The organism is Streptomyces sp. NPDC088762 (assembly GCF_044750905.1).
Classification (GTDB): Bacteria; Actinomycetota; Actinomycetes; order Streptomycetales; family Streptomycetaceae; genus Streptomyces.
The window spans coordinates 533,984-556,609 of sequence record NZ_JBIVKT010000002.1 but is presented as its reverse complement, the minus strand read 5'-3'; the positions used below and the strand labels follow the sequence as shown (position 1 = coordinate 556,609).

Here is a 22,626-nt window from a genome sequence, read left to right as displayed (position 1 = left end):
CAGGAGTGACGACGTGCCCGTCCCGATCATCCTCGACTGCGATCCCGGACACGACGACGCCCTCGCGATCATGCTGGCGGCCGCCGACCCGGCCGTCGACCTGCTGGCGATCACCACGGTGGCGGGCAACCAGACGCTGGACAAGACCACGCTGAACGCGCGGCGCGTCTGCACGGTCGCCGGGATCACCGGGGTGCCCATCGCGGCCGGCTGCGACCGGCCGCTCGTCCAGCCGCTCGGCGTCGCGGCCGACGTGCACGGCGTCTCCGGCCTCGACGGGCCCCTGTTCCCCGAACCCACCGTCGGCGTGGTCCAGGAGCACGCGGTGGACCTCATCCACCGGCTGCTGGCCGGGCACGCCGAGCCGGTCACCCTCGTGCCGACCGCTCCGCTCACCAACATCGCCCTGCTGCTCACCCGTTATCCGCAGGACGCCGCGCGCATCCGCGAGATCGTGCTGATGGGTGGCTCGACGGAGCGCGGCAACCGCACCCCGGCCGGGGAGTTCAACGTCCTCACCGACCCGGAGGCCGCCGACATCGTCCTCCGCAGCGGAGTGCCCGTCACCCTGTGCGGCCTGAACGTCACCCACCAGGCGCTGGCCACGCCCGAGGTCGTCGCCCGCTTCGAGGGCCTGGGCACCCCGCTGGGCCGCACCTGCGCCGAACTGCTGACCTTCTTCGCGTCCACGTACCGCACGCTGTGGGGGTTCCCGAGCCCGCCCCTGCACGACCCGGTCGCGGTGGCCCGGGTCATCGATCCCGAACTCGTCCACTGCGTCGACGCGAACGTCGTCGTGGAGCTGAACGGCCGCTACACGCGCGGCGCCACCGTCGTGGACCTGCACGGCTCGACGGGCCGCCCGGTCAACGCCCGGGTCGCGATGACCCTGGACGCCGAGCCGTTCTGGGACCGCATGGTCGCCGCGGTCCGCCTCCTCGGAGCCCGTACGCAGCCGGCGGACCGTCAGCAGCCCTCGTAGGGCCCCGGAAGGGCGGTGGCCCGGCCGGGACCCCCGGCGGTCCTCGGCACCACCACCGGCCGCGTGGGCGCCCGCCGGGCCGTGCGTGGGGGAAGGTGGGGTTATGGTGCACGTACTGGGCAGCAGGATCCTGCTGCGCCCCACTGACCCCGAGCGCTCACGCGCCTTCTACGGCGACACCCTGGGCCTCGCCGTCTACCGCGAGTTCGGAACCGGGCCCGAGCGCGGCACGGTCTACTTCCTCGGCGGCGGCTTCCTGGAGGTGTCGGGCCGCGCCGAGGCACCGCCCGCGCCCGGGCTGCGGCTGTGGCTCCAGGTCGCCGACGCGCAGGCGGCGTACGAGGAGCTGCGCGGCCGGGGCGCGGAGGTGCTGCGGCCTCCGCTGCGCGAGCCCTGGGGCCTGATCGAGATGTGGATCGCCGACCCGGACGGCGTGCGGATCGCCGTCGTCGAGGTGCCGGCCGACCACCCGCTGCGCTTCCGCGAGTGAGCGGCGCACGGCGCGGTCCGGCGGGGTGGCTCTATCCAGAGGGGCACCCCCACGCGCACCTGGCACCGCTGCTGTTGGTGCTGACCTTCGCCAGCGGCCTGGTGGACGCGGTGAGTTTCCTCGGGCTGGGGCGGGTGTTCGTGGCCAACATGACCGGCAACGTCGTCTTCCTCGGCTTCGCGCTGGCCGGTACCGGCGGGCTGTCGGCTCCCGCTTCGGCGACGGCCCTGGCCGCGTTCACGGGCGGCGCGCTGCTCGGCGGCCGGTGGCGGCGGGACACCGGAGCGGCCCGGCTCCTCAGTCCCCTGGTGGCCGGGCAGGCGGGCCTGGTCGGCGTGGCCCTGGCGGCGCAGGCCTGGGGCCTCGGCCGGTACGCCGTCCTCGTACCGCTGGCGGCGGGAATGGGGCTGCAGAACGCGGTGGTGCACCGGCTCGGCGTACCGGACCTGACCACCACCGTGCTGACGCGGACCCTCACGGGGCTGGCCGCCGACCCCCTGTACCCGGCCGCGCTGCGGCGGGGCCTGTCGGTGGTGGCCCTCGCGTGCGGGGCGCTCGCGGGCGCCCTGGTCCACGCCGGTCCGGGGCCGGTCTGGGTCCTGGGGGCCGTGCTGGTGCTGCTGGCGGCCGTCGGGGTGGCGGCATGCAGGAGCGGCCGGAGCGCCGTGTGAGCGCCTGCCGGCTCTGCGCGGCCGGGGGTTCGGGCCCGGAGGGTGTATCCGCGAAGCCGCCGGGCAGGCGGGCCATGACAGACACCGTTCGATGGAGGGAGCTGTTCATTCATGTCCGAGAACGTCTGGGCCTACCGCGTCACCGTCGGCCGCATCGCCGATGTGGACCTGTCCGGCTACAAGGTGGAGGCGACCGACGGCAGCATCGGCAAGGTCGACAAGCACTCCGACGAGGCGGGATCCGCCTACCTGGTGGTGGACACCGGACCGTGGATCTTCGGCAAGGAGGTGCTCCTCCCGGCCGGCACGGTCATCGGCATCGACGGTGAGGAGAAGAAGGTCCACGTCGGACTGACGAAGGAACAGATCAAGAACGCGCCCGAGTTCGTACGGGACAAGCACCTGCACGACGAGCACTACCACCAGCAGCTCGGCGGTTACTACGGCATCCTGCCGCCGCTCTGACCCTCGCGCTCAGCGCCGCCCGGTCCGCGGTGTGGGGACGCCCGCACCGCGGACCGGTCCGGTCCGAGTCGCCCCTCAGCCGCCGCTGTCGATGCCGGTGACGGCCGGCGGGCCCAGAGGCGCGTCCCGCTCCGCGAGTCCCGCTTCCGCCAGGGCCGACGCGGTGATGTGGACGGCGGCGTCCTCGGCCCGGGCCCGGTCCGGCGCCTCGACCTCGAGCCGGACGCAGAACGTGCCGTCCTCGTTGACGGTGAGCAGGTCCAGCTCCTCCGCCTCTCCCAGGTCCGAACGCGCGGGGTCCGCCGGACGCAGCCGCTGGGCCAGCTCGGCCCGTACGGCGGCCGGTACGGCGGTGAGGAACGTGCCGGGAACGGTGATCACATAGGCAGTCACTGGCGACTCCTCGTAGGTCGGCTTGCGTACGCATACCCTGTGCCCCGGTGCGCACACCGGGCGCCGCGCCGCGGCCATACGGGACGCCTGCCCGGAATGCCGGGCACGACACACGGCGGGCGCGCCGGCAGCAGTCGTACGCCCGCACCGAAGGCCCGGTCCAGGCGGGCCGTCGCGGTCCGTGTGTGACCGAATCCGGCGGGTACACGCGGGACATGACCGTGCAGAAGACACCCGTGATTTCACTCGACTGCGCCGAGCCGGAGACGCTCGCCCGCTTCTACGCCGAACTGCTCGACGCGGAGATCAGGCCCGGACCCACCGCCGACGACGTGGAGGTCGTGGGGGCGGCGGGCGTCAGGCTCGCGTTCCGCCGTGACCTCGGCTTCGCCCCGCCCAGTTGGCCCCGCCCGGAGGATTCCCTCCAGGCCCACCTGCGGATCCAGGTGGCCGCCGCCGACCTCGACGAGGCCGAGCGGGAGGCGGTTTCGCTCGGCGCCCGCCCGGTCGGTACCGACACCGACGACGGGCCCCGGCCGGTACGCCTCCTCAGCGATCCCGCCGGCCATTCCTTCGCCCTGGCCGCGACCGGCCCCGCCGGCGAGCCCGGACCGGCCACGGGGTGAGATGCCGCCCGCCTGCCGGGCCCGGCCGTGCCCGGCCCGTACGGTGGCGGGATGGAGCAACGGATCAGCCTGATCACCCTGGGCGTCGCGGACCTCACCCGCGCCAAGGACTTCTACGCGGCGCTGGGTTGGCGCGGCACCGAGGTCGAGGAGACCGTCTTCCACCAGGCGGGGGGCCTGGCGCTGGTGCTGTGGGACCGCCGGAAACTGGCTGCGGACTGCGGTCTCGCCGACGTTCCGGACGCCTCCCACGCCCCGACGGCCGGCTTCGGCGGCATCGCCCTGGCGCACAACGTGCGTACGGACGCCGAGGTCGACGCCCTCCTCGACGCTGCCGAGCGGGCCGGCGGCACCGTCACCCGGCCCGCCGCCGTCAACGCGATCGGCTTCTACTCGGGCGTCTTCACCGACCCGGACGGGCACGCCTGGGAAATCGCCCACAACCCCGGTTTCACCCTGGCGGAGGACGGCTCCCTGATCCTGCCCGACTTCGGCGCACACCCGCAGGCGGACGGGCGGCCGAGTTGAGGGGATTGCCGGGCTCGTCCCTGTGTCGACCCTGCGGGCTTCCTTAAGGGAACTTGAAGAACGCCTCCAGGCGTCCCTTTTCGCTGGTCACCGGCCTAGGCTCGGGCGGACTCCCCTCGTCCCCCTCTCCTGTGAGGTGTTACCGGCATGAGCCGCAGCCGAACTCCCGAACCGCCGTCCCGCGTCGAGGCCCGACGGCGCAAGACCGTACGGACGCGGATCGTGCTGTCCGTCACCGCGGCGGCCGCGGCGGTGGCGGTGGGCGTCGCGGTGGCCGACTCCGACGGCGATGCCCGCGCGGACCGGGCCGGCGGCGCGGCCGGTACGGCCTCCGGGAAGGCGGGCGCCTCTGACGGGACGGGGGCGGCGACCCCCACGCCCGCCGCCTCCGTCCCTTCCACCGCCGCCGCTTCGGCCACGACGAGCCCCGCTCCCTCCGGCACGCCCGACGCCTCCGCCCCGGCATCCGCGGCTGCCAGCGAGCCCGTGGCCGCGGAGAGCAGTGCTCCGGCCAAGCCGGCGTCGTCCCCGGCCGGCAAGCCCACCCGCAAGCCCACCACCGCGACGGGCGGGGGCTCCGGCGGCACCGTCGACGGCAGCGCCGAGTCCGCGGTCCTGGCCCTGGTCAACAAGGAGCGGGCCGCCGCCGGGTGCGGCCCCCTGACCGTGAACGCCAAGCTGAGCGCCGCCGCTCGGACGTACAGCGACACGATGGCCCGCAGCGGCGTCATGTCCCACACCGGCCCCGACGGGTCCACCATGACCAGCCGGGTGGAGGCCGCCGGTTACGCGTGGTCCGGCCTCGGAGAGAACATAGCCCGCGGCCAGGCCGACGCCGACGCGGTCATGAACGCGTGGATGAACAGCTCGGGGCACCGGGCGAACATCCTCAACTGCAGCTTCAAGGAAATCGGCATAGGCGTCCACAAGGGCGACGGCGGCCCGTGGTGGACGCAGGACTTCGGAACCCCGAGGTAGCCGGACCCCGCACAGCCCCCCGCCGGCCGCCGCTCCTCCCCCACGGGCCGCCGGGCGGGCGTCCACGTCCTCCGACCCGCTCCCGGGTACGGGGGACGTCGGCGTTCCCGGGCGGGGTTCGCCGGCACCCGGGGGGCGCCCGTGACGGGCCGGTCCGCGCATCGGCCACTATGGGCCCGTGCCCCGAATTCCGCGCTACCTGCTCATATGGCTGTCGTGCACGGCCACCAGCGTGACGGCCGTGCTCGCCACGGTCCAGTTCGTGGTCGGTTCGACCCGGCATACGCCCCCGGTCGCCCGGTCCGCCCCGGCGGTCATCGACACGCCGCCGGCGTGGCAGGCGGCGCAGAGCCCCTCGCCGGGGCCGCCGTCGCCGAGCGCGAGCCCGTCGCCCACGGCGTCGCAGCGGCCGTCCCCCTCCTCCGTCGCCCCCACCCCTGCCAAGGCCTCGCAGGCCGGCCCCCGGCCCACCGCACCGAAGACCGCAGTCGACTGCGAGGACGGCGGAGCGGGCCTGCACACCGTCCCCTCGCAGGGCGGCAAGGCCACGGTGAGGTACGGGAGCAGGGGGGTGTGCCTGATCTCCGCGATCCCCGCCCTCGGGTTCAAGGCCACCACCTCCCAGACTTCGGCCGACACCCTCACGGTCACGTTCACCAGCACCGGCCACCGGTCGGTCATCACCGCGACGATCGACCCGGGCGCGAAGGCGAGTGTCCGCGAGTCCTCGTTCTGAGACCGGGCCACCCCGGCCGTTCCGGCCGATCCGCGCCGCTCGGCCACCCCGGCCCCTTTTGCTGCATTCACCGCCTTGTGGGCGCTGATGGACGAAGCTCCGCCGAAGCGGAAGGTGAGCTGTTCCTTAGGGCAACCTCAAGATCACGCCGAGACGGTTCCGGCGGCCCGGCGCGGTCCTATGCTCGCGTCAGCCGAGCGGCCCTCGGCGCCGGGGCGTGACACCCCGGCGGACCATCGGGCCGCCCGCTTCGACCGAGCCGGGGGGCTTCCTGCCCGTCCCGCAGTCCGCAACCGTGCCCTGGGGTGTCTTCGCCATGAGTCCTCGCATGCTCCGACCCGTCCGTGCCGACCGCCGTACGCCGCCGCCCCGTTCCCCGGCGCCGCTGGGGGCGCGGCGGCCGCTGGTCGCCGCGGCCGTGGTCGCGGCGGGGCTGACCGCCGCCTGCGGGCCCTCCTCCCAGCCCGTCGGGTCGGCGTCCGCCGCCGGCGCGTCCTCGCCGGCCCTTCCCTCGGGGACGGCGTCGGCGACCGCCTCCCCCGAGGCGTCCGCGAGCGCGTCCGTACCGGCGTCCGCATCCGCCACCGCCCTGCCCGCCTCCTCGCCCACTCCCCCGCCGGCCAAGACCGGTTCCGCCGCCCCGACGGGAACGGCCGCCAAGCCGTCCCGTACGTCCGCCGCCCCCGGACCGGCCCGGATACCGGGTCCCGGTTACGACGGTTCCGCCGACGCGCAGAAGCTGATCGACGCGGCGCTGCGCGCGGCCGCCTCCGACGGGCGGATGGTGCTGCTCGACTTCGGCGCGAACTGGTGCGGCAACTGCAAGGCGGCCGACAAGGTGTTCGGCCAGTCGCAGACGGCGGCGATCCTGGGGTCCTCGTACCACCTGGTCAAGGTGGACATCGGCGGCAACAGCGCCGCCAATTCGGCGCTGTTGCGCAAGTACAGCCCCTCGGGCGGGACCTACACGATGCCGGTACTGGTCGTGGTCTCGCCGTCCGGCACGGTGCGCACCGACACCCATGTGACGGGCAATCCGTCCCTGACCCCGGAAGGCATCAACTCCTTCCTGCGGCAGTGGGCGTCATGAGCCGGCCCATCCCCGAGGGGCCCGGGCGCGGGCGGCGCTCGCCTGTCTTCGCGGGCTTCACCGCCGCCCTCGTCTCCTTCGTGTCCTTCGCCGCACTCGCGGCATGCGGAGGACCACCCACCGCCGGCGGCGGCCGCCCCGTACCGACGACGCACTTCACCGAGAACGGGGTCACCGTCACGCTCTCGGTCTCCGACTGGCATGCCTCGCGGGGCACCCTCACCGCGGTGTTCACGCCCGAGGGCAAGGGCTTCCACCTCTACAGCACCGATCTGCCGCCCACCGGCATCGAGGGCGTGGGCCGACCGACCGCGATGGCCGTCACCGGGGCCCTCAAGGCGGAGGGCGGGCTGACCGCCGCCGCGGACGTACGGTCGATCAGCCTGCCCGGCGTCGACGCCCCGGTCCCGGTCTACCCGGACGGACCGGTCACCACCACCCTGCCCGTCCGCGCCGACGCCGACGGGGAGGCGACGGTGCTGTTCGGCTACGCGAGCTGCAGCGCACGGGACGGCTGCACCATTCCCGTCGCCGACCGTCCCGTGCACCTGAGCATCACCGGCGACGGCCCGGTGTTCGACTCCCCCTAAGGTGTCCCCATGCCGAGCGTCCTGATCGTCGAAGACGACCCCAGCATCCGCCAGTCACTCATCGAGGTCCTGGCGGAGCACGGGTTCGCCGTACGCAGCGCGGCCGACGGGTTCGGCGCGCTGCGCGAGGTCACCCAGAGCCCCTTCGACGCCGTGGTCCTCGACCTGGGACTGCCGGATCTGGACGGAGGGGACGCCCTGCGCATGATCCGGGGCATATCCTCCGTACCCGTGCTGGTGGCCACCGCCCGCGACGACGAGACGGAGATCATCAAGCTCCTCAACGCGGGCGCCGACGACTACCTGGTCAAGCCCTTCTCCGGGGGGCAGCTCATCGCGCGTCTCTCCGCCGTGCTGCGGCGCACCAGTCACCTCCCCCCTGCCGGCACCCCGGCGGGTGCTGCGGTGGCTGCGGCGTCGGAGCCGCTGCGCGCCACGACCGTGGGCGAGTTGACGGTGGACCCGGGCGCGCGCAGCGCGTACCTGGCCGGGCGGGAGCTCCGTCTCACCCGCCGGGAGTTCGACCTGCTGGCGTTCCTCGCCCACCACTGCGGTCAGGTCGTCTCCAAACGCCGTCTGCTGACCGAGGTCTGGCGCGAGCCGTACGTGGACGACCAGACCGTCGACGTACACCTGTCGTCCCTGCGTCGCAAGCTCGGGGAGCGGGCGGCGGCCCCGCGCTACCTGCTGACCGTCCGCGGCGTCGGCATCAAGCTGGTGGCACCGCGTTGAGGCGCTCACTGGCCGGAGTGGCGCTCGCCGTGACCTCCATGGTCGCCCTCTCCTTCCTCATACCGCTGGCCGCGCTGGTGATGTCGCTGGTCAAGGAGCAGGGCGTCACCGCGGCCGAGCAGCGGGCCGCCGCCCTGGCCCCCGTGCTCACCCTCACGACGGATCCGGCCGCCCTGCGGGAATCCGCCGCGAGCCTGGACGCGGCCGAGCACCTGGTCGTCCATCTGCCGGGTGCCGGGGCCCTCGGCAGCTCCAGGGCTCCGGCGGCCCTGCTCGAACGGGCGCAGCGGGGACGCGAGTCCATCTCCCAGGAGATTCCGGACGGCTGGATATGCCTTCAGCCGGTGGTGCTGCCCGGCGATCAGGTCGCCGTGATCGAGAACTTCGTCCCCGAGGCGGAACTGACCCGCGGGGTCAAGGAGTCGTGGGCGGTCATGCTGTTCCTCGCCGTGGGGCTGGTCGGCGGTTCCGTACTGGTGGCCGACCGCCTCGGCGCGAAGGTCGTCAGGTCCTCCAAGAGGCTCGCGCGGGCGTCGCGCGCCCTCGGCGAGGGCGACCTGGACACTCGCGTGGAGCCCATGGGCCCCAGGGAACTGCGCGACGCCGGAGTCGCCTTCAACGCGATGGCCCACCGGATGACGGAACTGCTCGCCGTCGAACGCGAACTCGTCGCCGACCTGTCGCACCGGCTGCGCACACCGCTGACCGCCCTGCACCTGGCGTCGGAGCGCATGGCCGGCACGCCCGAATCGGCCAGGGTCGAGGCGGCGGTCGGCGAACTGGAGGCCGAACTGCAGGCCATCATCGCCGCGGCGCGCACCCCGCTCGCCGTGGGCCCCATGGGCCAGGGCCTGCTCGGCACGGATCCGCCCGCGGGCCGGCCCAAGGCCGGCGCGGGTACGTCGGGTCCCCGCTGCGAGGCGGCCGACGTCGTCCGGCGCCGCACCGCCTTCTGGACGGTCCTGGCCGAGCAGCAGAACCGGGTCTGCTCCCTCGACCTCACCCAGGAGCCCACGGCGGTCGGGTTGTCCGACGACGACATCGCCGCCGTGGTGGACGCGCTCATCGGCAACGTCTTCCGCCACACCGCGCCCGGGACCCCGTTGGCCGTACGCGTCGCCCGCACGGCCCAGGCCGTGGAGCTGGTGGTGGAGGACGGCGGCCCGGGCATTCCCGACCCGGACCGGGCCCTGTCGCGCGGCAGCAGCACCGGTTCCACGGGGCTGGGTCTGGACATCGCGCAACGGGCGGCCGGCGCCACGGGAGGCTCGATGCGCATCGCCCGCGGCCCGTTGGGGGGCGCGCACATCACCGTGACGTTCGCCCTGGCCGCACCGGCCCCCTCCGGGCGCAGGCCGCGCAGACCCCGCACCGCCCGCCGCCGCACGGCCTGGCCGCTCAGTCGACGAGCACTCCGGGGTTGAGGATGCCGCGCGGGTCGAGCGCGCCCTTCGCGGCGCGCAGTGCCAGGGCGAAGGGGTCGGGGCGCTGCCGGTCGTAGTCCGGGCGGTGGTCCCGGCCGACGGCGTGGTGGTGGGTGATGGTGGCCCGGTGGCGGTGCAGGACCTCGCTCGCGACGGCCTTCAGGTCGTCCCAGACGGCGACCTCGTCGCCGGGGCGACCGGCGGCGAGCACGGTGAAGTAGGGGGCCGCGCCGTCGGGGTAGACGTGGGTGAGCCGGCAGTTGACGGTCGCGGGGTGCCCCGTGGCCTCGAGCGCCGCCGCGCCCACCTCGGTGCGTACCGCTGCGATCAGGGCCGGGATGCGGTCCCACGTGGCCGCCGTCTCGAAGGTCTCGGCGACAGCTCCCATCCTGGCCAGCCCGTCGCGGAGGTAGGGCATCCGCAGGAAGGCGGAGCGCCAGGCGGTCACGGCGGCGTCGGCCCGGCCGGCTTCCGCGCCGCCGCCGGCGGCGCTGCTCGCGGCGCCGCTCCCGCCGCGCCGGCCACCGTGGACACGGGCCAGGTCGACGGCCTGTTCGAGCCGGTCGGTGACGGGCGCGTCCGCCGACTCGAACCCCAGGACGAGTACGGCCGATCCGTCCTGCGCGGCGCCGGAGAGCGCCGCCTCGCCGGCGTCCAGCAGGCGGCAGTTGGCGGGGGCGAGGTCGGACTGCGCGAGGTCCCGGACCGCCCGGAGCGCGTCGTCGAAGTCGGTGAAGGCCAGTGCGGCGGACGCCTTGTGGCCGGGGCGTCGCTGAAGGCGTACCCATGCCTCGGTGATGACGCCGAGTGCTCCCTCGGAGCCGAGGAACAGGCGGTCCGGGGAGGGGCCCGCGCCGGAGGCCGGCAGCCGCCAGGAGGCGCTGGTGCCCGCCGGGGTGACGACGCGCAGGGACTGGACGAAGTCGTCGATGTGGGTCCGGCCCGTCGCGTAGTGGCCACCGGCGCGGGTGGCGAGCCAGCCGCCCAGCGTGGAGAACTCGAAGCTCTGCGGGAAATGACGCAGGGTGAGGCCGTGGGGGCGCAGCTGGTCCTCCAGGCTCGGACCGAGCGTCCCTGCCTGGACGCGGGCGGCCCGGCCGACGGTGTCGACCTCCAGTACGCGGCTCATGGCGGTCAGGTCGAGGGACAGCACGGCGCGATGGGCGTCGCCGCGGTACTCCACGCCGCCGGTGACGGAGGAGCCTCCGCCGTAGGGGACGACGGCGACCTGCCGCTCCCCCGCCCAGTCCAGCAGATCGGCCACCTCCCGATCGTCCCCGGGCCGGGCGACGAGGTCGGGGATGCGGCCGGGCCTGCCGCGCAGGGCCCGTGCGATGTCGCGGTACGCCTTCCCCATCGCGTGGGCGGCGCGGTCGTCGGGGTCGGCGGTGACCAGGTGGGCGAGGCTCGGCGGGGGCTGGACGGCCGGCCCGTCGATGCGCAGGTCGCGGACGCGCGGCACGGGCAGCGGGCGGGCGAGGGTGCCGGGGAGCAGGGCGCCCATCGCGGTGCATTCGGCGTCGTCGGGATGTGCGTCCGCCCAGCCCCAGCCCCACCAGGAGCGGGTGCGGGATGCGGGGTGCGTCGTGGTGCCGGCCATGGGTGCGCTCCGGAGGTCGGGGAGGACAGGAACTTACCTAGCGGTAAATTACTATCTGGTAAGATCAACGCATGGCAACCCCCCGCTCGAAGGCCGGCACCAAAGGCGTCCCGCAGCACCAGCGCAGGCAGCAGATCCTGGCCGCCGCCACGCAGGAGTTCGGCACGAGCGGATACGCGGGCGCGTCGCTCACCGCGATCGCGGGGCGCGTCGGCGTCACCAAGACACTGCTGCACCAGTACTTCGGGACCAAGGAGGAGCTGTACGTCGCCTGCCTCGTCCCCGTCGGGGACCGGCTCCTGGGCGCCATCCGGGAGGCGATGGGGCAGGGCGGAACCACGCCGGACACGCCCCTGCGGGTGCTCGACGGCATCTTCACCGCCCTGGAGGGCCGGCGCGAGGCGTGGTTCGTGCTCTACGACACCTCACTGCCCCCCGGCGGCGAGGCCGCCCGGCGCGCCGCGGAGTACTGGTCGGCCATCGACCGGCTGGCCGCCGGCGGCACCGCCGACCTGCTGCGCGCGACCGGATCCGGCGACCCGCTGGACGCCGACGCCCTGACCTGGGTATGGCGGGACCTGGTGGCCACCCTCGTACGGTGGTGGGTGAAGCACCCCGAGCAGTCCCCGGCGGCCATGACGCAGCGCTGCGCCCGCCTGTTCGCGGCAGCGGCCGCGCTCACGCCCGGCCCCGCCTCCTGACCCTCAAGACACCCCCTACTCGCCCCGCGCGGCTTTCGCGGCCTTCAGCTTGCGCCAGACCGTGCCCAGGGCCTCCAGGTCCTGCGCGTCCAGGAGTTCCGTGAAGACCGGCGCCAACGCCTCGCGCCGCGTGGCGTCCGCCGCGGCGAAGACCGTACGCCCGGCCGGCGTGAGCGAGACCTCCACCGACCGCGCGTCGCGCGCCGACGGGGTGCGCTCCACCAGGCCGCGGGCCTGAAGGGCGTCGACGACCCGGGAGACCTGGCTGCGGCTGAGCAGCGTGCTGTTGCCGAGGACGGAGGCGGGCACGGGGTCGGGGCTTGACGCCAGCCACAGCATGACCTCGAACCAGGACACGGGCAGGTCGTGGGCCTTCACGAGGGCCTTGTCGACGCGGTCCGTCATCGTCGTACCGGCCCAGACGAGCCCGTAGAAGGCGTAATCGGCCGCCGGCATCTCGGCCTCTGTGAGCTTCTTCGGCATGCCGCCCAGTCTAGGGGTTGCGTGCGCACGCACATAAATTTAAAGTGTGTGTGCACGCACATACATCTCCCCTTCTTGCGAGGTCCTCATGTCCACCACTCCCGCCACCGCTCTGCGTACCGTCCTGATCACCGGCACCTCCTCCGGCATCGGCCTGGCCGCCGCCGTCGCCGCGGCGCGGGCCGGCTGGCGCACCGTGGCCACCCTGCGCGACACGGGCCGGGCCGACGCCCTGCGCAAGGCCGCCGCCGAGGCGGGCGTCGAGATCGACATCCGCCGGCTCGACGTGGTCGACGAGGAGTCCGTCGCCGCCGCCGTGAACGGCGTGATCGCCGACTACGGCCGCCTGGACGCCGTCGTGAACAACGCCGGCGCCGGCCACCTCGGCACACTGGAACTCGAATCGGTCGCCGACGTCCGCGAGGTCACGGAGGTCAACTTCTTCGGCGTCCTGAACGTCTCCAAGGCCGCGCTCCCCCACCTGCGGGCCACCGGAGGCCGTCTGATCACCGTGACCAGCGTCGGCGGCGTCATCGGCCAGCCCTTCAACGAGGCCTACTGCGCGGCCAAGTTCGCGGTGGAGGGCTACATGGAGAGCCTGGCCCCCGTCGCCCGTACCGTCGGCGTGAGCGTGTCCGTCGTCGAACCGGGCGCGGTGGCGACCGAGTTCGTCAACAACATCGGGCTCGACCTCGACGCCCGGATCGCTGCGGCCGGACCGTACACCGACGCCCTGAGCCACTACATCGACCGCACGGTCGGCCAGTTCCAGGGCGACGCCGCCCAGACGCCGGCCGGCGCGGCCGAGGCCGTCATGGAGGCCCTGACCGCCGACCGCCCCGCCTTCCGCCTTCAGACCTCGCAGTGGGCCCGCGACTTCACCGGGACGAAGCTGGCCGACCAGGACGGCGAGGCCGTCCTCGGCATGACGGGAACCTGGGTCGCCTGACCGGCCCGCGGGATATTTCGCCGTTCGCCGAAATCCTGGGGCATCCTGGAACCATGAACGAGTCGCACCCCGAGCCGCCGGCGGACGCCCCGGCCCCCGCTGCCCGCCTGGCGGCCCTCGCCGCCGCCCTGGCCGACGAGACGCGGGCCGCCATCTGCATGACGCTGCTGGAGGGGCGCGCCTGGACCGCCGGCGAGCTGGCCCGGATCACCGCGGTGGCACCGTCCACGGTCAGCGGCCATCTGACCCGGCTGATCGAAGCGGGCATCTGCGTCACGGAACGGCAGGGCCGGCACAGTTACGTGCGCATCGCGGACGCCGCGACCGCGCGTCTCGTCGACGAGCTCGCCTCGTACGCGATTCCGGACCGGGACGCCGCGCACACGGTGCCCCTGGTCGCCGCACCGGACCCGCTGGCGCGGGCCAGGACCTGCTACGACCACTTCGCCGGGCGGTTCGGGATGGCGGTGACCGACGCCATGGAGAGGCGCGGACTGCTGAGCACGGAGGGCGTCTTCGAGCTGACGCAGGACGGTCGGGCCTGGTGCGCCGAGGCGGGCGTCAGCCTCGCCCACGAGGGGCGCAGGCCGCTGGCGAGCTCCTGTCTGGACTGGACCGAGCGCCGGCGCCACCTGGGCGGGGTGACCGGGGCGCGACTGTGCGCGCGGGCGCTGGAAGAGAAGTGGGTGGTCCGTCCGGCGGGCGGCGGGCGGGGGCTGGAGGTGACCGGGGCCGGCGAGCGGGCTTTCGCCGGCCTGCTGGGGCTCACGCCGGAGGCGTGGAACTGAGCCGCAGCGGCCGTGGCCCGCCGGACCGCATCCCGGTCATTATTTCGGTCGACACCGAAATGTTGCGCCCGTAGGGTGGGGGGATGACCTTCCGCTCGAGTCCCCTCCCGCCCGGCGTCCTCACGGTCGGCGCCGTTTCCTTCACGGTGTTCGCCTGGGCCTCGGCCTTCGTCTCCATCCGCAGCGCGGGCGCCGCCTACTCCCCCGGCGCCCTTGCTCTCGGCAGACTCCTGGCCGCCTCGCTCGTCCTCGTCGTCCTGCTGCTGGTCCGCCGCCAGGGCCTGCCGCCCCGCGAGGCCTGGCGCGGCATCCTGGTGTCCGGTGTGGTGTGGTTCTGCGGCTACACGGTCGCGCTGAACTGGGGTGAACGCCTGGTCGACGCGGGCACGGCCTCCCTGCTCGTCAACACCGGGCCCATCCTCATGGCCCTGCTCGCCGCCCGCCTCCTCGGCGAGGCGCTGCCGCCGCGGCTGCTGGCGGGCATGGCCGTCTCCTTCGCGGGCGCCGTCGTCGTCGGCCTGTCGATGTCGTCCGGGGAGAGCGGCTCCACCTCGGTGCTCGGGGTCGTCCTGTGCCTGCTCGCGGCCGTCGCCTACGCGTCCGGCGTCATCGCCCAGAAGCCCGCGCTCTCCTACGGCACACCCCTGCAGATCACCGCGTTCAGCTGTCTGACGGGAGCCGTGGCCTGCCTGCCGTTCTCGGGGCAGCTGCTCGCGGAACTGCCCGGGGCACCCGTGTCCGCGACCCTGAACATGGTCTACCTGGGCGTGGTGCCGACCGCCCTGGCGTTCACCACGTGGACCTACGCCCTGGCGCGGATGCCCGCCGGCAAGCTGGGCGCGACGACCTACGCCGTCCCCGCCATCGTCGTCCTGCTGAGCTGGGCGCTCCTCGGCGAGGTGCCCGCATGGCTGTCCCTCCTCGGCGGGGCACTGTGCCTGGCCGGAGTCGCCGTGTCCCGGTACGCGCCGCGCTCGTCGCGAACTCCCGTTGACGACAAGCGACTTCCCGCGGACAGGCCCTGACCGGATCGGCCCGTGTCCGCTTCCCGAACCGACTCCTCCCACGAAAGGCACTCCCCCATGAAGATCCTCACGGTCGGCGCCGGCGCCGTCGGCGGCTTCTTCGGCGCGCGGCTCGCCGCGGCGGGCCGCGACGTCTCCTTCCTCGTCCGCCCGGCGCGCGCGAAGGCCCTCGAGGCCCGCGGGCTGCGCGTCGAGGGCCAGGGCGAGAAGCTCCACCTCGCGCCGAAGCTGGTGACGGCCGACGCCCCCGGCGGGCCGTACGACCTGGTCCTGCTCTCCGTGAAGGCGACCGCCCTGCACACGGCCCTGGCGGACATCGAGCCCGCCGTCGGCCCGGACACCGCGGTGGTGCCCCTGCTCAACGGCTTCGCCCACGTGGACGTGCTCGTCGAGCGCCTCGGGGCCGCAGCCGTCCTCGGCGGCGTCGCGAAGGTGGTCACCACGCTGAACGCGGAAGGCGACATCCTGCGCATGGCTCCGCCCGCGGTCATCCTGACCGGCGAGATCGACGGCCGCGCTTCGGCGCGCGTGGACACGATCCGCACGCTCCTGGCCGACGCGGGCATCGACTCGCCCGAGACCGAGGACATCGTCGCGGCCATGTGGCACAAGTGGGTGTTCATCTCCACGCTCGTCGCCCTGACCTGCCTGATGCGCGGCACGGTCGGGGAGGTGAACGCCGTCCCGGGCGGAGCGGCCCTGGGACCGGCCCTGCTCTCCGAAGCCGCAGCGGTGGCCCGGGCGGCCGGCCACCCGGTTCCGGACGCCGAACTGGCCTTCACCACGGCGACCGTCACGACGCCGGGCTCCCCCCTCACGCCGTCGCTCTACCGCGACCTCGTCGCCGGGGCGCCGACGGAGGCCGACCACGTCCTGACCGACCTCACCGTCCGCGCCCGCGCGATGGGGGTGCCCACGCCGCTGCTCGACCTCGCCGCCCTGCACCTGCGCGTCCACGAGCACCGCCTCGCCGCGCAACGCCCCTGAGTCCCGCGGTACGCAGGCCAACGGCCTCGTCAGGCCGGGTGGCCTGCGTCCAGGTCCCGTACCTCCCGGTACCGGAGCAGCGGCGGGGGCGGGCCTTCGGCCGGCGGGCACACGGCCACGGGCTCCAGGAGGAAGCCCATGTGGTCGCCGCCGTCGATGCGGGCCCTGATCCGGCCGGTGAACCAGGTGTGCACCTCGTTCAGGACCGGACTGCCCTGCTCGCCCGGTTGCCAGCCGACGCGCGCGAACTTGTCGACGTCGTCGCCCGTCTCCTCCCCGAAGAGCTCCGCCAGCGCCCGCTGGTCCCGGCGGAGCAGGTGCACGGTGAGGTGGTCCGCCTCGCGCGCGACGCGGTAGGTGCGGTTGGCGACCGACAGCCAGACGGCGAAGGCCGGCGGGTCGATGGAGCACTGTGAGGCGAAGCCCACCAGGCAGCCCGCCCGCTCGTCACCGGACGCCACCGTGACCACGTACATCGGACCGTCGAGTCCGTCGGTGAAGGGGTCCAGGTCCGTCACGGTGTCTCCTCCCGTTCGCTCGGCCGGCCTCACGGCTCCGACAGGGGTGTGCGCAGCGCACTGCGCCCCTGGTCCCACGCTTCGCGGATGTGGGCCGCGAGGCGGTCCTCCAGCAGGACGGTCGCCGCGCACCCGAACGCGACGTCCGCCTCCAGGGCGGGCTCGTCGGCCAGGAGGCCGCCGATGACCTCATGGCGGACGACCTGTTCGTGGACCGCGTCGGCTTCGACGTGCTCGGCGTAGAAGTGCTCGGCGGCCGGCCCCGCTCCACAGCGCCGCAGCGCCTTGGCCAGACGCCTGGAGCCGGGCGACGAGGTGACCTCGACGTACGCGAAGTGGCCGACGAGGGCGCCGCGCAGCGCGCGGTGGAGCCCGAAGAGGGACATCAGGTTCACGGTCGCGAGGAGGGGGGCCGGCGCACGGTCCAGATAGCGGCCGTACTCCGGATCCAGCTCCAGGTCGCCCATCAGGTCCGCGAAGAGCCGTGCGTGGATGCGTTCGGCCCGGCCGGCGCCGAACTCGTCGTACTCGATGGCGACCATGGCGGCCTTGGCCCGCCCGGTGAGCCGGGGGATGACCCAGGCGTGCGGGTCGGCCTCCTTGAGGTGGTACAGGGAGCGCAGAGCCGCGTACTCGCGCAACTGCCAGAGCCGGCCCTCGGTTTCGAGGTGGTGGCTGAGGCTGCCGGAGAGGTCGACGGGCTCGACGAGGAGCGGGGCGAAGGCCTCCTCGACCGACCGGGGAGGGTCGGGCAGATCGGTGCGCAGGGCGTGGAGGAAGCGGGTTTCGAGCGCCTGGCGGAGCCGCAGCAGTTCCGGGTCCCATTCCCGCTCGTCGTCCACGCCGTCGAAGCCGCGGTAGTGCAGCTCGTAGAGGAGGTAGAGGGCGAGCTGGAGGTCCTCGCCCCACGGATCGGCCTTCAGAACGGACCCCATGGCGTACACGGGCGGGCCGCCGGACCGCAGGGCCCGCACCACGGCGTCGGACAGCTCGCCCCGTCCCTCGACCAGGCGGGGACCGGCGGGGGGCGCCACCGTGCTCGGGCCGGCAGGGGTCATCACGGGTTCCTTTCCTCGGGCGGCGGGGTGACTCGCTCGCGACGGCGGTGGCTGGTGTCGCACCAGGGGTAGGCACGGCTGCGACGGCAGGTGCACACCGCGACCATGAAGCGGTCGGACCGGGCGACCGTCCCGTCGTCCAGGACGATCTCGACCGGGCCCTCCACCAGGACCGGGCCCTGCGGGTCCACGGACACCCGGCGGGCGCCCGCCGGCGCGGAGGAGGCCCGGTCGGGGGCGCTGTCAGAGGTACTGGGCACGGATGATCACCAGCTCTTCCCGTTCCTCGGCTTCGGCCGCCAGTCCCCGCCGCTCCAGCCAGGCCCGTCGCGACCGCAGGACGGGGCCCCAGGGCACGGAGGTCCTCGCCGTGACGTCGGCGGTCAGCCCCGCCCCGGTCAGCAGGTCCACGGTCGTTCCGGCTCCGCACATCCCCGAATGCACCATGAGCAGGACGCCTCCGGGGCGGAGCATGGCCGGGGCGCTCGCGCAGATCCGGTCGATGACGTCCCGCCCGTCCGGGCCCGCGTCCCAGGCCCGCTCCGGGCCGCGCGACGGCAGCCCGTCCCCGGGGGCGGGCACGTACGGCGGATTGGCGACGATCAGGTCGAAGCGGCGCCCGGCGGTTCGTGCGGCGAAGTCGCCGTGCAGGACGTTGAGGGGCAGTCGCCGGTGCAGGGCGTTCAGCCGTGCGGTGACCACCGCGCGCCAGGAGACGTCGACCGCGGTGACCCGCGCTCCCCGGCTCGCGGCGTGCAGGGCCAGCGCACCGGTGCCCGTTCCGATCTCCAGGGCGTCCGTGCGGTGGTCCACCTCCTCCAAGGCGAGGGCCTCGGCGAGGAAACGTGTGTCCGCCTGCGGCTGGTAGACACCCGGGAGCGCGAGCAGGCCTGCGGGCAGCGGCATGCCCAAGGTCAGAGCCGTACTGGACACCTGCTACCTCCGCGATCATGTGCGGTCCCCTGCGGTGGGCCGCGGACGTGGACGACGACGCTGGGCGACTGCCCCAGCCTGAACTCCCCAGACGGAAAGCTGCCGATCTTCGGAGGATCCCACGGAGGCTTGAGCCCTGGACTGGAGGAAAATACGAGCGATGCCGGCGCACCGGTGGACTCTGCCCGGTGCCCCGCCGAACGTGACCCCTTCGGCCGGGCCACCGCCGAGGATTCCGCCGCTGTTTCTGTCACACGATCGGATGTCGTTACGGCCCCATCCGGTGGGACACGCCCCGACTCCCCCTCCCCCGGGGCCGGAGGCGTGCAAGGTGGGCCCACCTTTCGGCGCCCCGGCACCCTCCGCCGGCGCGCCCGTCGAGCAACGGAAGGGCCTGTATCCGATGGCGATGCCGATGGCGAGGACTCTGCTGCCCGCCCTGCTCTCCCTGGCACTGACGGGTGTCCCCGCGGTGCTCCCGAACGCCGAGGCAGCCGTGGCCTACGACGGCCAGACACGCCGCGAGACCGCCCTGTTCAGCGTGAAGTCCACCAACAACGCGGCGGCCCAGGCCTTCACGGTCTCCGGCACCCGGCTCTCCCGGGTCAGCGTCTACCTCGCCAGCGGCGCCTCGACCGGGACCGTGACCGCCCAGATCCGCCGGGTCCGCACCGACGCCGGGTCGGCGGTGGCCTCGCGGACCCTGAACCTGGCCACCCTGGGCGGAGCCGGCGCGGGCTGGGTCGAATTCCCGGTCAGCGCCGACGTCACGGCGGGCGCCACCTACTACCTGTTCCTCCAGGCGACCACGGCGGAGAGCAAGCCCATCGCCTGGTACGGCACCCGGCAGTCGGTACCGGGCTCGCTCACCAGCTGGAACTACGACCGGGCGTACTGGGGCGGCTGGCACGCCGACAGCTCCCGGCTGGCCTTCCACGTCAACCCCACCGGGAACGAGCGCTGCGGGGAGACGCAACCCTGCTACGTGCCCACCTCGGCGCTCGCCGCCCGTACGTCGGGGCTGCTGACCAACCGGGTGGCCACCGAGGCCGTCCTGCCGTCCTTCGCCGTCGGCGCCTCCTACGTCGACGGCAGCAACGTGCTGCGGCTGCCGTCCGGCCGGTGGCGGTACCTGCCCGCCGGCGCCTCCGCTTCCACCGTGGTCTCGGCGGACGACCCGGGCGCCCTGGCGCAGATCGGGGAGAGCCGCGCCTGGCTGGACTCCGGCCGGGTCCCGGGGACCACCGCCGCCCGGCGGGCCGCGACGCAGCGCGCCCTGCTGTCGATGCGGGCACTGCTCAAGCCCAACGGCGCGTTCGCCGCGGGGTGGTCGCCGGCGTGGGAGTACTCCTGGCCGCGGGACGGTGCTTTCGCGGCGGTCGCGTTCGCCGTCACCGGGCACGACGAGGAGGCGTACCGGATCCTCGACTACGACGCGCGCACCCAGCGGGCCGACGGGACCTGGGAGGCCCGTACCAAGCTGGACGGCAGCGGACCGCCCGACGGCCGCAAGTGGCAGCTGGACGGCAACGGCTGGGTGCCCTGGGCCACCTGGCAGTGGTACCAGGCGGCGCCGCAGGACGGGCGGGACGAGCGACTGCACGCGCTCTACCCGATGGTGCGCAAGGCGGCCGACTACGCCGCCCGCTCCCTCGGCCCGAACGGGCTGCCGCCGGCGTCCCCCGACTACTGGGAGCTGGACACCGCGACCACCAACATCGGTACGGCCGCCCCGCTCCTGGCCGGGCTGAACGCCTCGGCCGACCTGGCGGCCCGGCTGGGCATGTACGGGGACGCGGAGCGCTGGGGGGAGGCGGCCCGGCGGCTGTCCGCCGGTATCGCCGACGCCTTCGCCCCGCTGGGCTACCAGCGCACCATCGACGGCCGGCACGGCCGGGACAGTGCGGTGGCGTTCATGGCGCCCCCGTTCAACGCCGCCCCGCCCGGCCTGGGCGCGGCGCTGAACTCCACCTTCACGGCGCTGCGGCTCCCCAACGGCGGTGTCTCCCCCGGCAACGACCCGGATTTCAGCTGGGGATCGTACGCGTGGACGGCCAGTACCTCCTTCTTCGCCCTCGCCTGGTCGGGTACGGGCGAGCAGGAGAAGGCGGGCCGGGTGCTGGACTGGGTCCTGTCGAAGCGGAACGGGCTGGGCGAACTCCCGGAAACCGTGAACGGGGCCGGGCTGCCGTCCTCGGTCGCGCCCCTCGGCTGGACGGACTCGCTGGTCGTGCTCACCGCCCTGGCGCTGGAGGGCTCGCCGCAGCCCACCCCGCCGGCGCCGTCCGGCGGGCGATGAGAGACCGGGCGCCGCTCAGCGGCGGTGGATGCGGTCGACGCCGTACCACCGCGAGACGCAGGCGGCGACCCAGTCGCGCGCGTAGGCGGAGGTGAAGAAGGGCTCGGCGAGGCCGCCGGTGTACAAGGGCCGGTAGCCCACGTCGCGGGCGCCGCGGGCGGACTCCGCGCGGATGCGGGAGTCCTGGGCGTCCCAGGCCACGGCGTGGGTGACCGTGTCGGTGGTGAGGCGCTGGACGCTCGGGACGAGGGCCGCCAGCGTGACCAGCACCAGGACTCCCGCCCCCACGGCGGCCGGGCCGGTGTGGCGGCGGCGGGCCGGGAGACGGCCGGCCGCCCACTGGCCGAGCAGCGCACCGTAGGCGCACAGTGCCAGGTCCATCAGCACGAGGTGGCTGGTCCACGTACGGGCGTACGTCCAGCCGCTCGGGCCATAGCCGCTGCGCAGGCCCACGACCACCGCGAACGACCCGAGCGCCACCACGGGTACGGGGAGCAGCAGCAGGGCGAGCGCCGTCTTGCGGGGCACGGGCGCTCGCCGTCCCCGTCCGCGTCCGGCGGGTGCGGCGAGGCAGAGGCCGAGCAGGACGCCGACGGCGGCGGCTCCGAGGTGGGCCCACTGGCCGGCGATCGCGTCCCACATGCGCAGCCAGTCCCCGGCGGTGCCTCCGAGCTCGCCCGCCGAGAGCAGGGACTCCTTGGCCGGCTGCTGCGCCCGGCGCCACCGGGCACCCGGGGAGGTGTAGAGCACGACCAGTCCGCAGACGAGGCCGGAGCAGTAGCACAGGCACCAGGTGAACGGGTGCCACGTCCGGGCCAGTCGCAGGCGGGGAAGGGCGAGCAGGCCGGCCGCGGCCGCGAGCAGGCCGCTGACGAGCGCGAACGGCTCGCTGAGCGTGCCGAGCACGCAACCGGCGAGCAAGGCGGAGGCGAGGCCGGCCCGGCGCGCGCCGGGGCGGGGGCTGCGGGCGGTCCGGATGCCGAGCAGGAGCGTCCACAGGCCGATGACACTGGGGATGGTGTGGGAGATCGTTGCGGGAGCCCACAGCAGCACCTGGTAGCTGCGCGGGCCGCCGTAGTAGAGGAGCGCCTGGACGACCAGGGCGCAGGCGACCAGGGCCGGCAGGGCGGACGGCCGGGGCGTGCCGCCGCGGAAGCGGATGAACTCGCGGCCCAGCAGGACCAGTCCGGCCGTGAAGGTGACGGCGATGACGGTGGGCAGGACCTTGGGTCCGGCCAGTCCGTCGCCGTAGATGATCCCGCTCAGCAAGGCGTTGGCGATCCGGCCGTTCTGGGTGGTGTAGAAGTCGGCCGTGATGCCGCCGACCCCCAGGTCACGGGCCTTCCAGGCGACGCACCAGTCGTCGGAGGTGGGGCGTACGTAGAGTCCGAGGAAACACCCGACGGCGATCAGGCCGCCTGCGGCCACGGCGAGGATCGCGGCCACGGCCGGCAGCAGCCCCCGGAGCGCTCCGGGGGGCCGGGTCCCGGGCCGCCCCTCCTTCCCGCCCTCCGGCCCGCCCTCCGTCCGGTCCGCGCGCTCGCCTTCCGTCGCAGCAGTTCTCATGCACCAACCCTTTA

The 22,626-nt window shown here is 74.2% G+C and carries 26 protein-coding genes; 18 read left to right on the top strand and 8 right to left on the bottom strand.

Going from position 1 to position 22,626, the window contains the following annotated elements:
- Window positions 1-13 precede the first annotated feature (13 nt).
- The 4 genes from ACIP5M_RS07280 to ACIP5M_RS07265 all read left to right on the top strand — a co-directional run bounded on the left by ACIP5M_RS07280 (window position 14) and on the right by ACIP5M_RS07265 (window position 2,608).
- Complete coding sequence (locus ACIP5M_RS07280) at window positions 14-982, top strand: nucleoside hydrolase (protein WP_401193060.1); 969 nt, start codon at window positions 14-16, stop codon at window positions 980-982.
- A 103-nt stretch (window positions 983-1,085) separates the two neighbouring features.
- Window positions 1,086-1,472, top strand: a complete 387-nt coding sequence (locus ACIP5M_RS07275; protein WP_401193057.1) for a VOC family protein — start codon at window positions 1,086-1,088, stop codon at window positions 1,470-1,472.
- Window positions 1,469-2,143: a YoaK family protein gene (locus tag ACIP5M_RS07270; RefSeq protein WP_401193055.1), complete on the top strand. Its 675-nt coding sequence runs from the start codon at window positions 1,469-1,471 to the stop codon at window positions 2,141-2,143. The genes ACIP5M_RS07275 and ACIP5M_RS07270 overlap by 4 nt, the downstream gene beginning before the upstream one ends.
- Before the next feature lie 111 nt (window positions 2,144-2,254).
- The gene (locus tag ACIP5M_RS07265; RefSeq protein WP_401193052.1) at window positions 2,255-2,608 is read left to right on the top strand and encodes a PRC-barrel domain containing protein; all 354 of its coding nucleotides are present in this window, start codon (window positions 2,255-2,257) and stop codon (window positions 2,606-2,608) included.
- 75 nt (window positions 2,609-2,683) lie between these two features.
- Here ACIP5M_RS07265 and ACIP5M_RS07260 read toward each other — a convergent pair whose 3' ends face one another.
- On the bottom strand, window positions 2,684-3,001 hold the full coding sequence (locus ACIP5M_RS07260; protein WP_401193049.1) for a hypothetical protein: 318 nt from the start codon (window positions 2,999-3,001) through the stop codon (window positions 2,684-2,686).
- Between the two features lie 215 nt (window positions 3,002-3,216).
- On the opposite strand from ACIP5M_RS07260, the gene ACIP5M_RS07255 reads away from it, so the two are divergent.
- The 8 genes from ACIP5M_RS07255 to ACIP5M_RS07220 all read left to right on the top strand — a co-directional run bounded on the left by ACIP5M_RS07255 (window position 3,217) and on the right by ACIP5M_RS07220 (window position 9,705).
- Entirely contained in the window at window positions 3,217-3,627 is a 411-nt protein-coding gene (locus ACIP5M_RS07255) for a VOC family protein (RefSeq protein ID WP_401193046.1), read from the top strand.
- 51 nt (window positions 3,628-3,678) lie between these two features.
- Window positions 3,679-4,155: a VOC family protein gene (locus ACIP5M_RS07250; protein ID WP_401193044.1), complete on the top strand. Its 477-nt coding sequence runs from the start codon at window positions 3,679-3,681 to the stop codon at window positions 4,153-4,155.
- A gap of 147 nt (window positions 4,156-4,302) precedes the next feature.
- Entirely contained in the window at window positions 4,303-5,133 is an 831-nt protein-coding gene (locus tag ACIP5M_RS07245; RefSeq protein WP_401193042.1) for a CAP domain-containing protein, read from the top strand.
- 178 nt (window positions 5,134-5,311) lie between these two features.
- Window positions 5,312-5,869, top strand: a complete 558-nt coding sequence (locus ACIP5M_RS07240; protein WP_401193039.1) for a hypothetical protein — start codon at window positions 5,312-5,314, stop codon at window positions 5,867-5,869.
- Between the two features lie 328 nt (window positions 5,870-6,197).
- Window positions 6,198-6,959: a thioredoxin family protein gene (locus ACIP5M_RS07235; RefSeq protein ID WP_401193037.1), complete on the top strand. Its 762-nt coding sequence runs from the start codon at window positions 6,198-6,200 to the stop codon at window positions 6,957-6,959.
- A complete protein-coding gene (locus ACIP5M_RS07230; protein WP_401193035.1) occupies window positions 6,956-7,549 on the top strand; it encodes a hypothetical protein in 594 nt (197 codons plus the stop codon). The genes ACIP5M_RS07235 and ACIP5M_RS07230 overlap by 4 nt, the downstream gene beginning before the upstream one ends.
- Window positions 7,550-7,558: 9 nt before the next feature.
- Window positions 7,559-8,281, top strand: a complete 723-nt coding sequence (locus ACIP5M_RS07225) for a response regulator transcription factor (RefSeq protein WP_401193033.1) — start codon at window positions 7,559-7,561, stop codon at window positions 8,279-8,281.
- Window positions 8,278-9,705 (top strand): ATP-binding protein, encoded by a 1,428-nt coding sequence (locus ACIP5M_RS07220; RefSeq protein WP_401193031.1) that lies wholly within the window; start codon window positions 8,278-8,280, stop codon window positions 9,703-9,705. Before ACIP5M_RS07225 ends, ACIP5M_RS07220 begins: the two co-directional genes overlap by 4 nt.
- Here the strand turns inward: ACIP5M_RS07220 and ACIP5M_RS07215 are convergent.
- The gene (locus ACIP5M_RS07215) at window positions 9,680-11,305 is read right to left on the bottom strand and encodes an FAD-binding oxidoreductase (protein ID WP_401193028.1); all 1,626 of its coding nucleotides are present in this window, start codon (window positions 11,303-11,305) and stop codon (window positions 9,680-9,682) included. The two genes, ACIP5M_RS07220 and ACIP5M_RS07215, sit on opposite strands and share 26 nt — an antisense overlap.
- A 71-nt stretch (window positions 11,306-11,376) precedes the next feature.
- Between ACIP5M_RS07215 and ACIP5M_RS07210 the strand changes: the two genes are divergently transcribed.
- On the top strand, window positions 11,377-12,006 hold the full coding sequence (locus ACIP5M_RS07210; protein WP_401193026.1) for a TetR/AcrR family transcriptional regulator: 630 nt from the start codon (window positions 11,377-11,379) through the stop codon (window positions 12,004-12,006).
- Window positions 12,007-12,021: 15 nt separating this feature from the next.
- On the opposite strand, the gene ACIP5M_RS07205 is transcribed toward ACIP5M_RS07210, so the two are convergent.
- Window positions 12,022-12,489: a MarR family winged helix-turn-helix transcriptional regulator gene (locus tag ACIP5M_RS07205; protein ID WP_401193023.1), complete on the bottom strand. Its 468-nt coding sequence runs from the start codon at window positions 12,487-12,489 to the stop codon at window positions 12,022-12,024.
- Between the two features lie 88 nt (window positions 12,490-12,577).
- Between ACIP5M_RS07205 and ACIP5M_RS07200 the strand changes: the two genes are divergently transcribed.
- The 4 genes from ACIP5M_RS07200 (at window position 12,578) to ACIP5M_RS07185 (ending at window position 16,238) form a co-directional block, all read left to right on the top strand.
- Window positions 12,578-13,438, top strand: coding sequence for an SDR family oxidoreductase (locus ACIP5M_RS07200; protein WP_401193020.1), 861 nt, complete (start codon window positions 12,578-12,580; stop codon window positions 13,436-13,438).
- Between the two features lie 53 nt (window positions 13,439-13,491).
- A complete protein-coding gene (locus ACIP5M_RS07195) occupies window positions 13,492-14,226 on the top strand; it encodes an ArsR/SmtB family transcription factor (RefSeq protein ID WP_401193017.1) in 735 nt (244 codons plus the stop codon).
- Between the two features lie 83 nt (window positions 14,227-14,309).
- Window positions 14,310-15,251 carry a DMT family transporter gene (locus ACIP5M_RS07190; RefSeq protein WP_401193015.1) on the top strand — a complete coding sequence of 314 codons (942 nt, stop codon included), beginning with the start codon at window positions 14,310-14,312 and terminating at the stop codon, window positions 15,249-15,251.
- A gap of 57 nt (window positions 15,252-15,308) precedes the next feature.
- Complete coding sequence (locus ACIP5M_RS07185) at window positions 15,309-16,238, top strand: 2-dehydropantoate 2-reductase (protein WP_401193012.1); 930 nt, start codon at window positions 15,309-15,311, stop codon at window positions 16,236-16,238.
- A gap of 29 nt (window positions 16,239-16,267) precedes the next feature.
- Here ACIP5M_RS07185 and ACIP5M_RS07180 read toward each other — a convergent pair whose 3' ends face one another.
- Genes ACIP5M_RS07180 through ACIP5M_RS07165 form a run of 4 tightly spaced genes read right to left on the bottom strand, consistent with a single transcriptional unit; the run spans window position 16,268 to window position 18,720 of the window.
- Complete coding sequence (locus tag ACIP5M_RS07180) at window positions 16,268-16,756, bottom strand: flavin reductase family protein (protein ID WP_401193009.1); 489 nt, start codon at window positions 16,754-16,756, stop codon at window positions 16,268-16,270.
- A gap of 29 nt (window positions 16,757-16,785) precedes the next feature.
- The gene (locus tag ACIP5M_RS07175) at window positions 16,786-17,814 is read right to left on the bottom strand and encodes an iron-containing redox enzyme family protein (RefSeq protein ID WP_401193006.1); all 1,029 of its coding nucleotides are present in this window, start codon (window positions 17,812-17,814) and stop codon (window positions 16,786-16,788) included.
- On the bottom strand, window positions 17,814-18,074 hold the full coding sequence (locus ACIP5M_RS07170; RefSeq protein ID WP_401193004.1) for a CDGSH iron-sulfur domain-containing protein: 261 nt from the start codon (window positions 18,072-18,074) through the stop codon (window positions 17,814-17,816). Before ACIP5M_RS07170 ends, ACIP5M_RS07175 begins: the two co-directional genes overlap by 1 nt.
- Window positions 18,058-18,720 carry a HemK2/MTQ2 family protein methyltransferase gene (locus ACIP5M_RS07165; RefSeq protein WP_401193565.1) on the bottom strand — a complete coding sequence of 221 codons (663 nt, stop codon included), beginning with the start codon at window positions 18,718-18,720 and terminating at the stop codon, window positions 18,058-18,060. The genes ACIP5M_RS07170 and ACIP5M_RS07165 overlap by 17 nt, the downstream gene beginning before the upstream one ends.
- Window positions 18,721-19,162: 442 nt before the next feature.
- Between ACIP5M_RS07165 and ACIP5M_RS07160 the strand changes: the two genes are divergently transcribed.
- On the top strand, window positions 19,163-21,046 hold the full coding sequence (locus tag ACIP5M_RS07160; RefSeq protein ID WP_401193001.1) for a hypothetical protein: 1,884 nt from the start codon (window positions 19,163-19,165) through the stop codon (window positions 21,044-21,046).
- Between the two features lie 15 nt (window positions 21,047-21,061).
- On the opposite strand, the gene ACIP5M_RS07155 is transcribed toward ACIP5M_RS07160, so the two are convergent.
- Window positions 21,062-22,612 carry a DUF6056 family protein gene (locus tag ACIP5M_RS07155; RefSeq protein ID WP_401192998.1) on the bottom strand — a complete coding sequence of 517 codons (1,551 nt, stop codon included), beginning with the start codon at window positions 22,610-22,612 and terminating at the stop codon, window positions 21,062-21,064.
- Window positions 22,613-22,626: the final 14 nt, after the last annotated feature.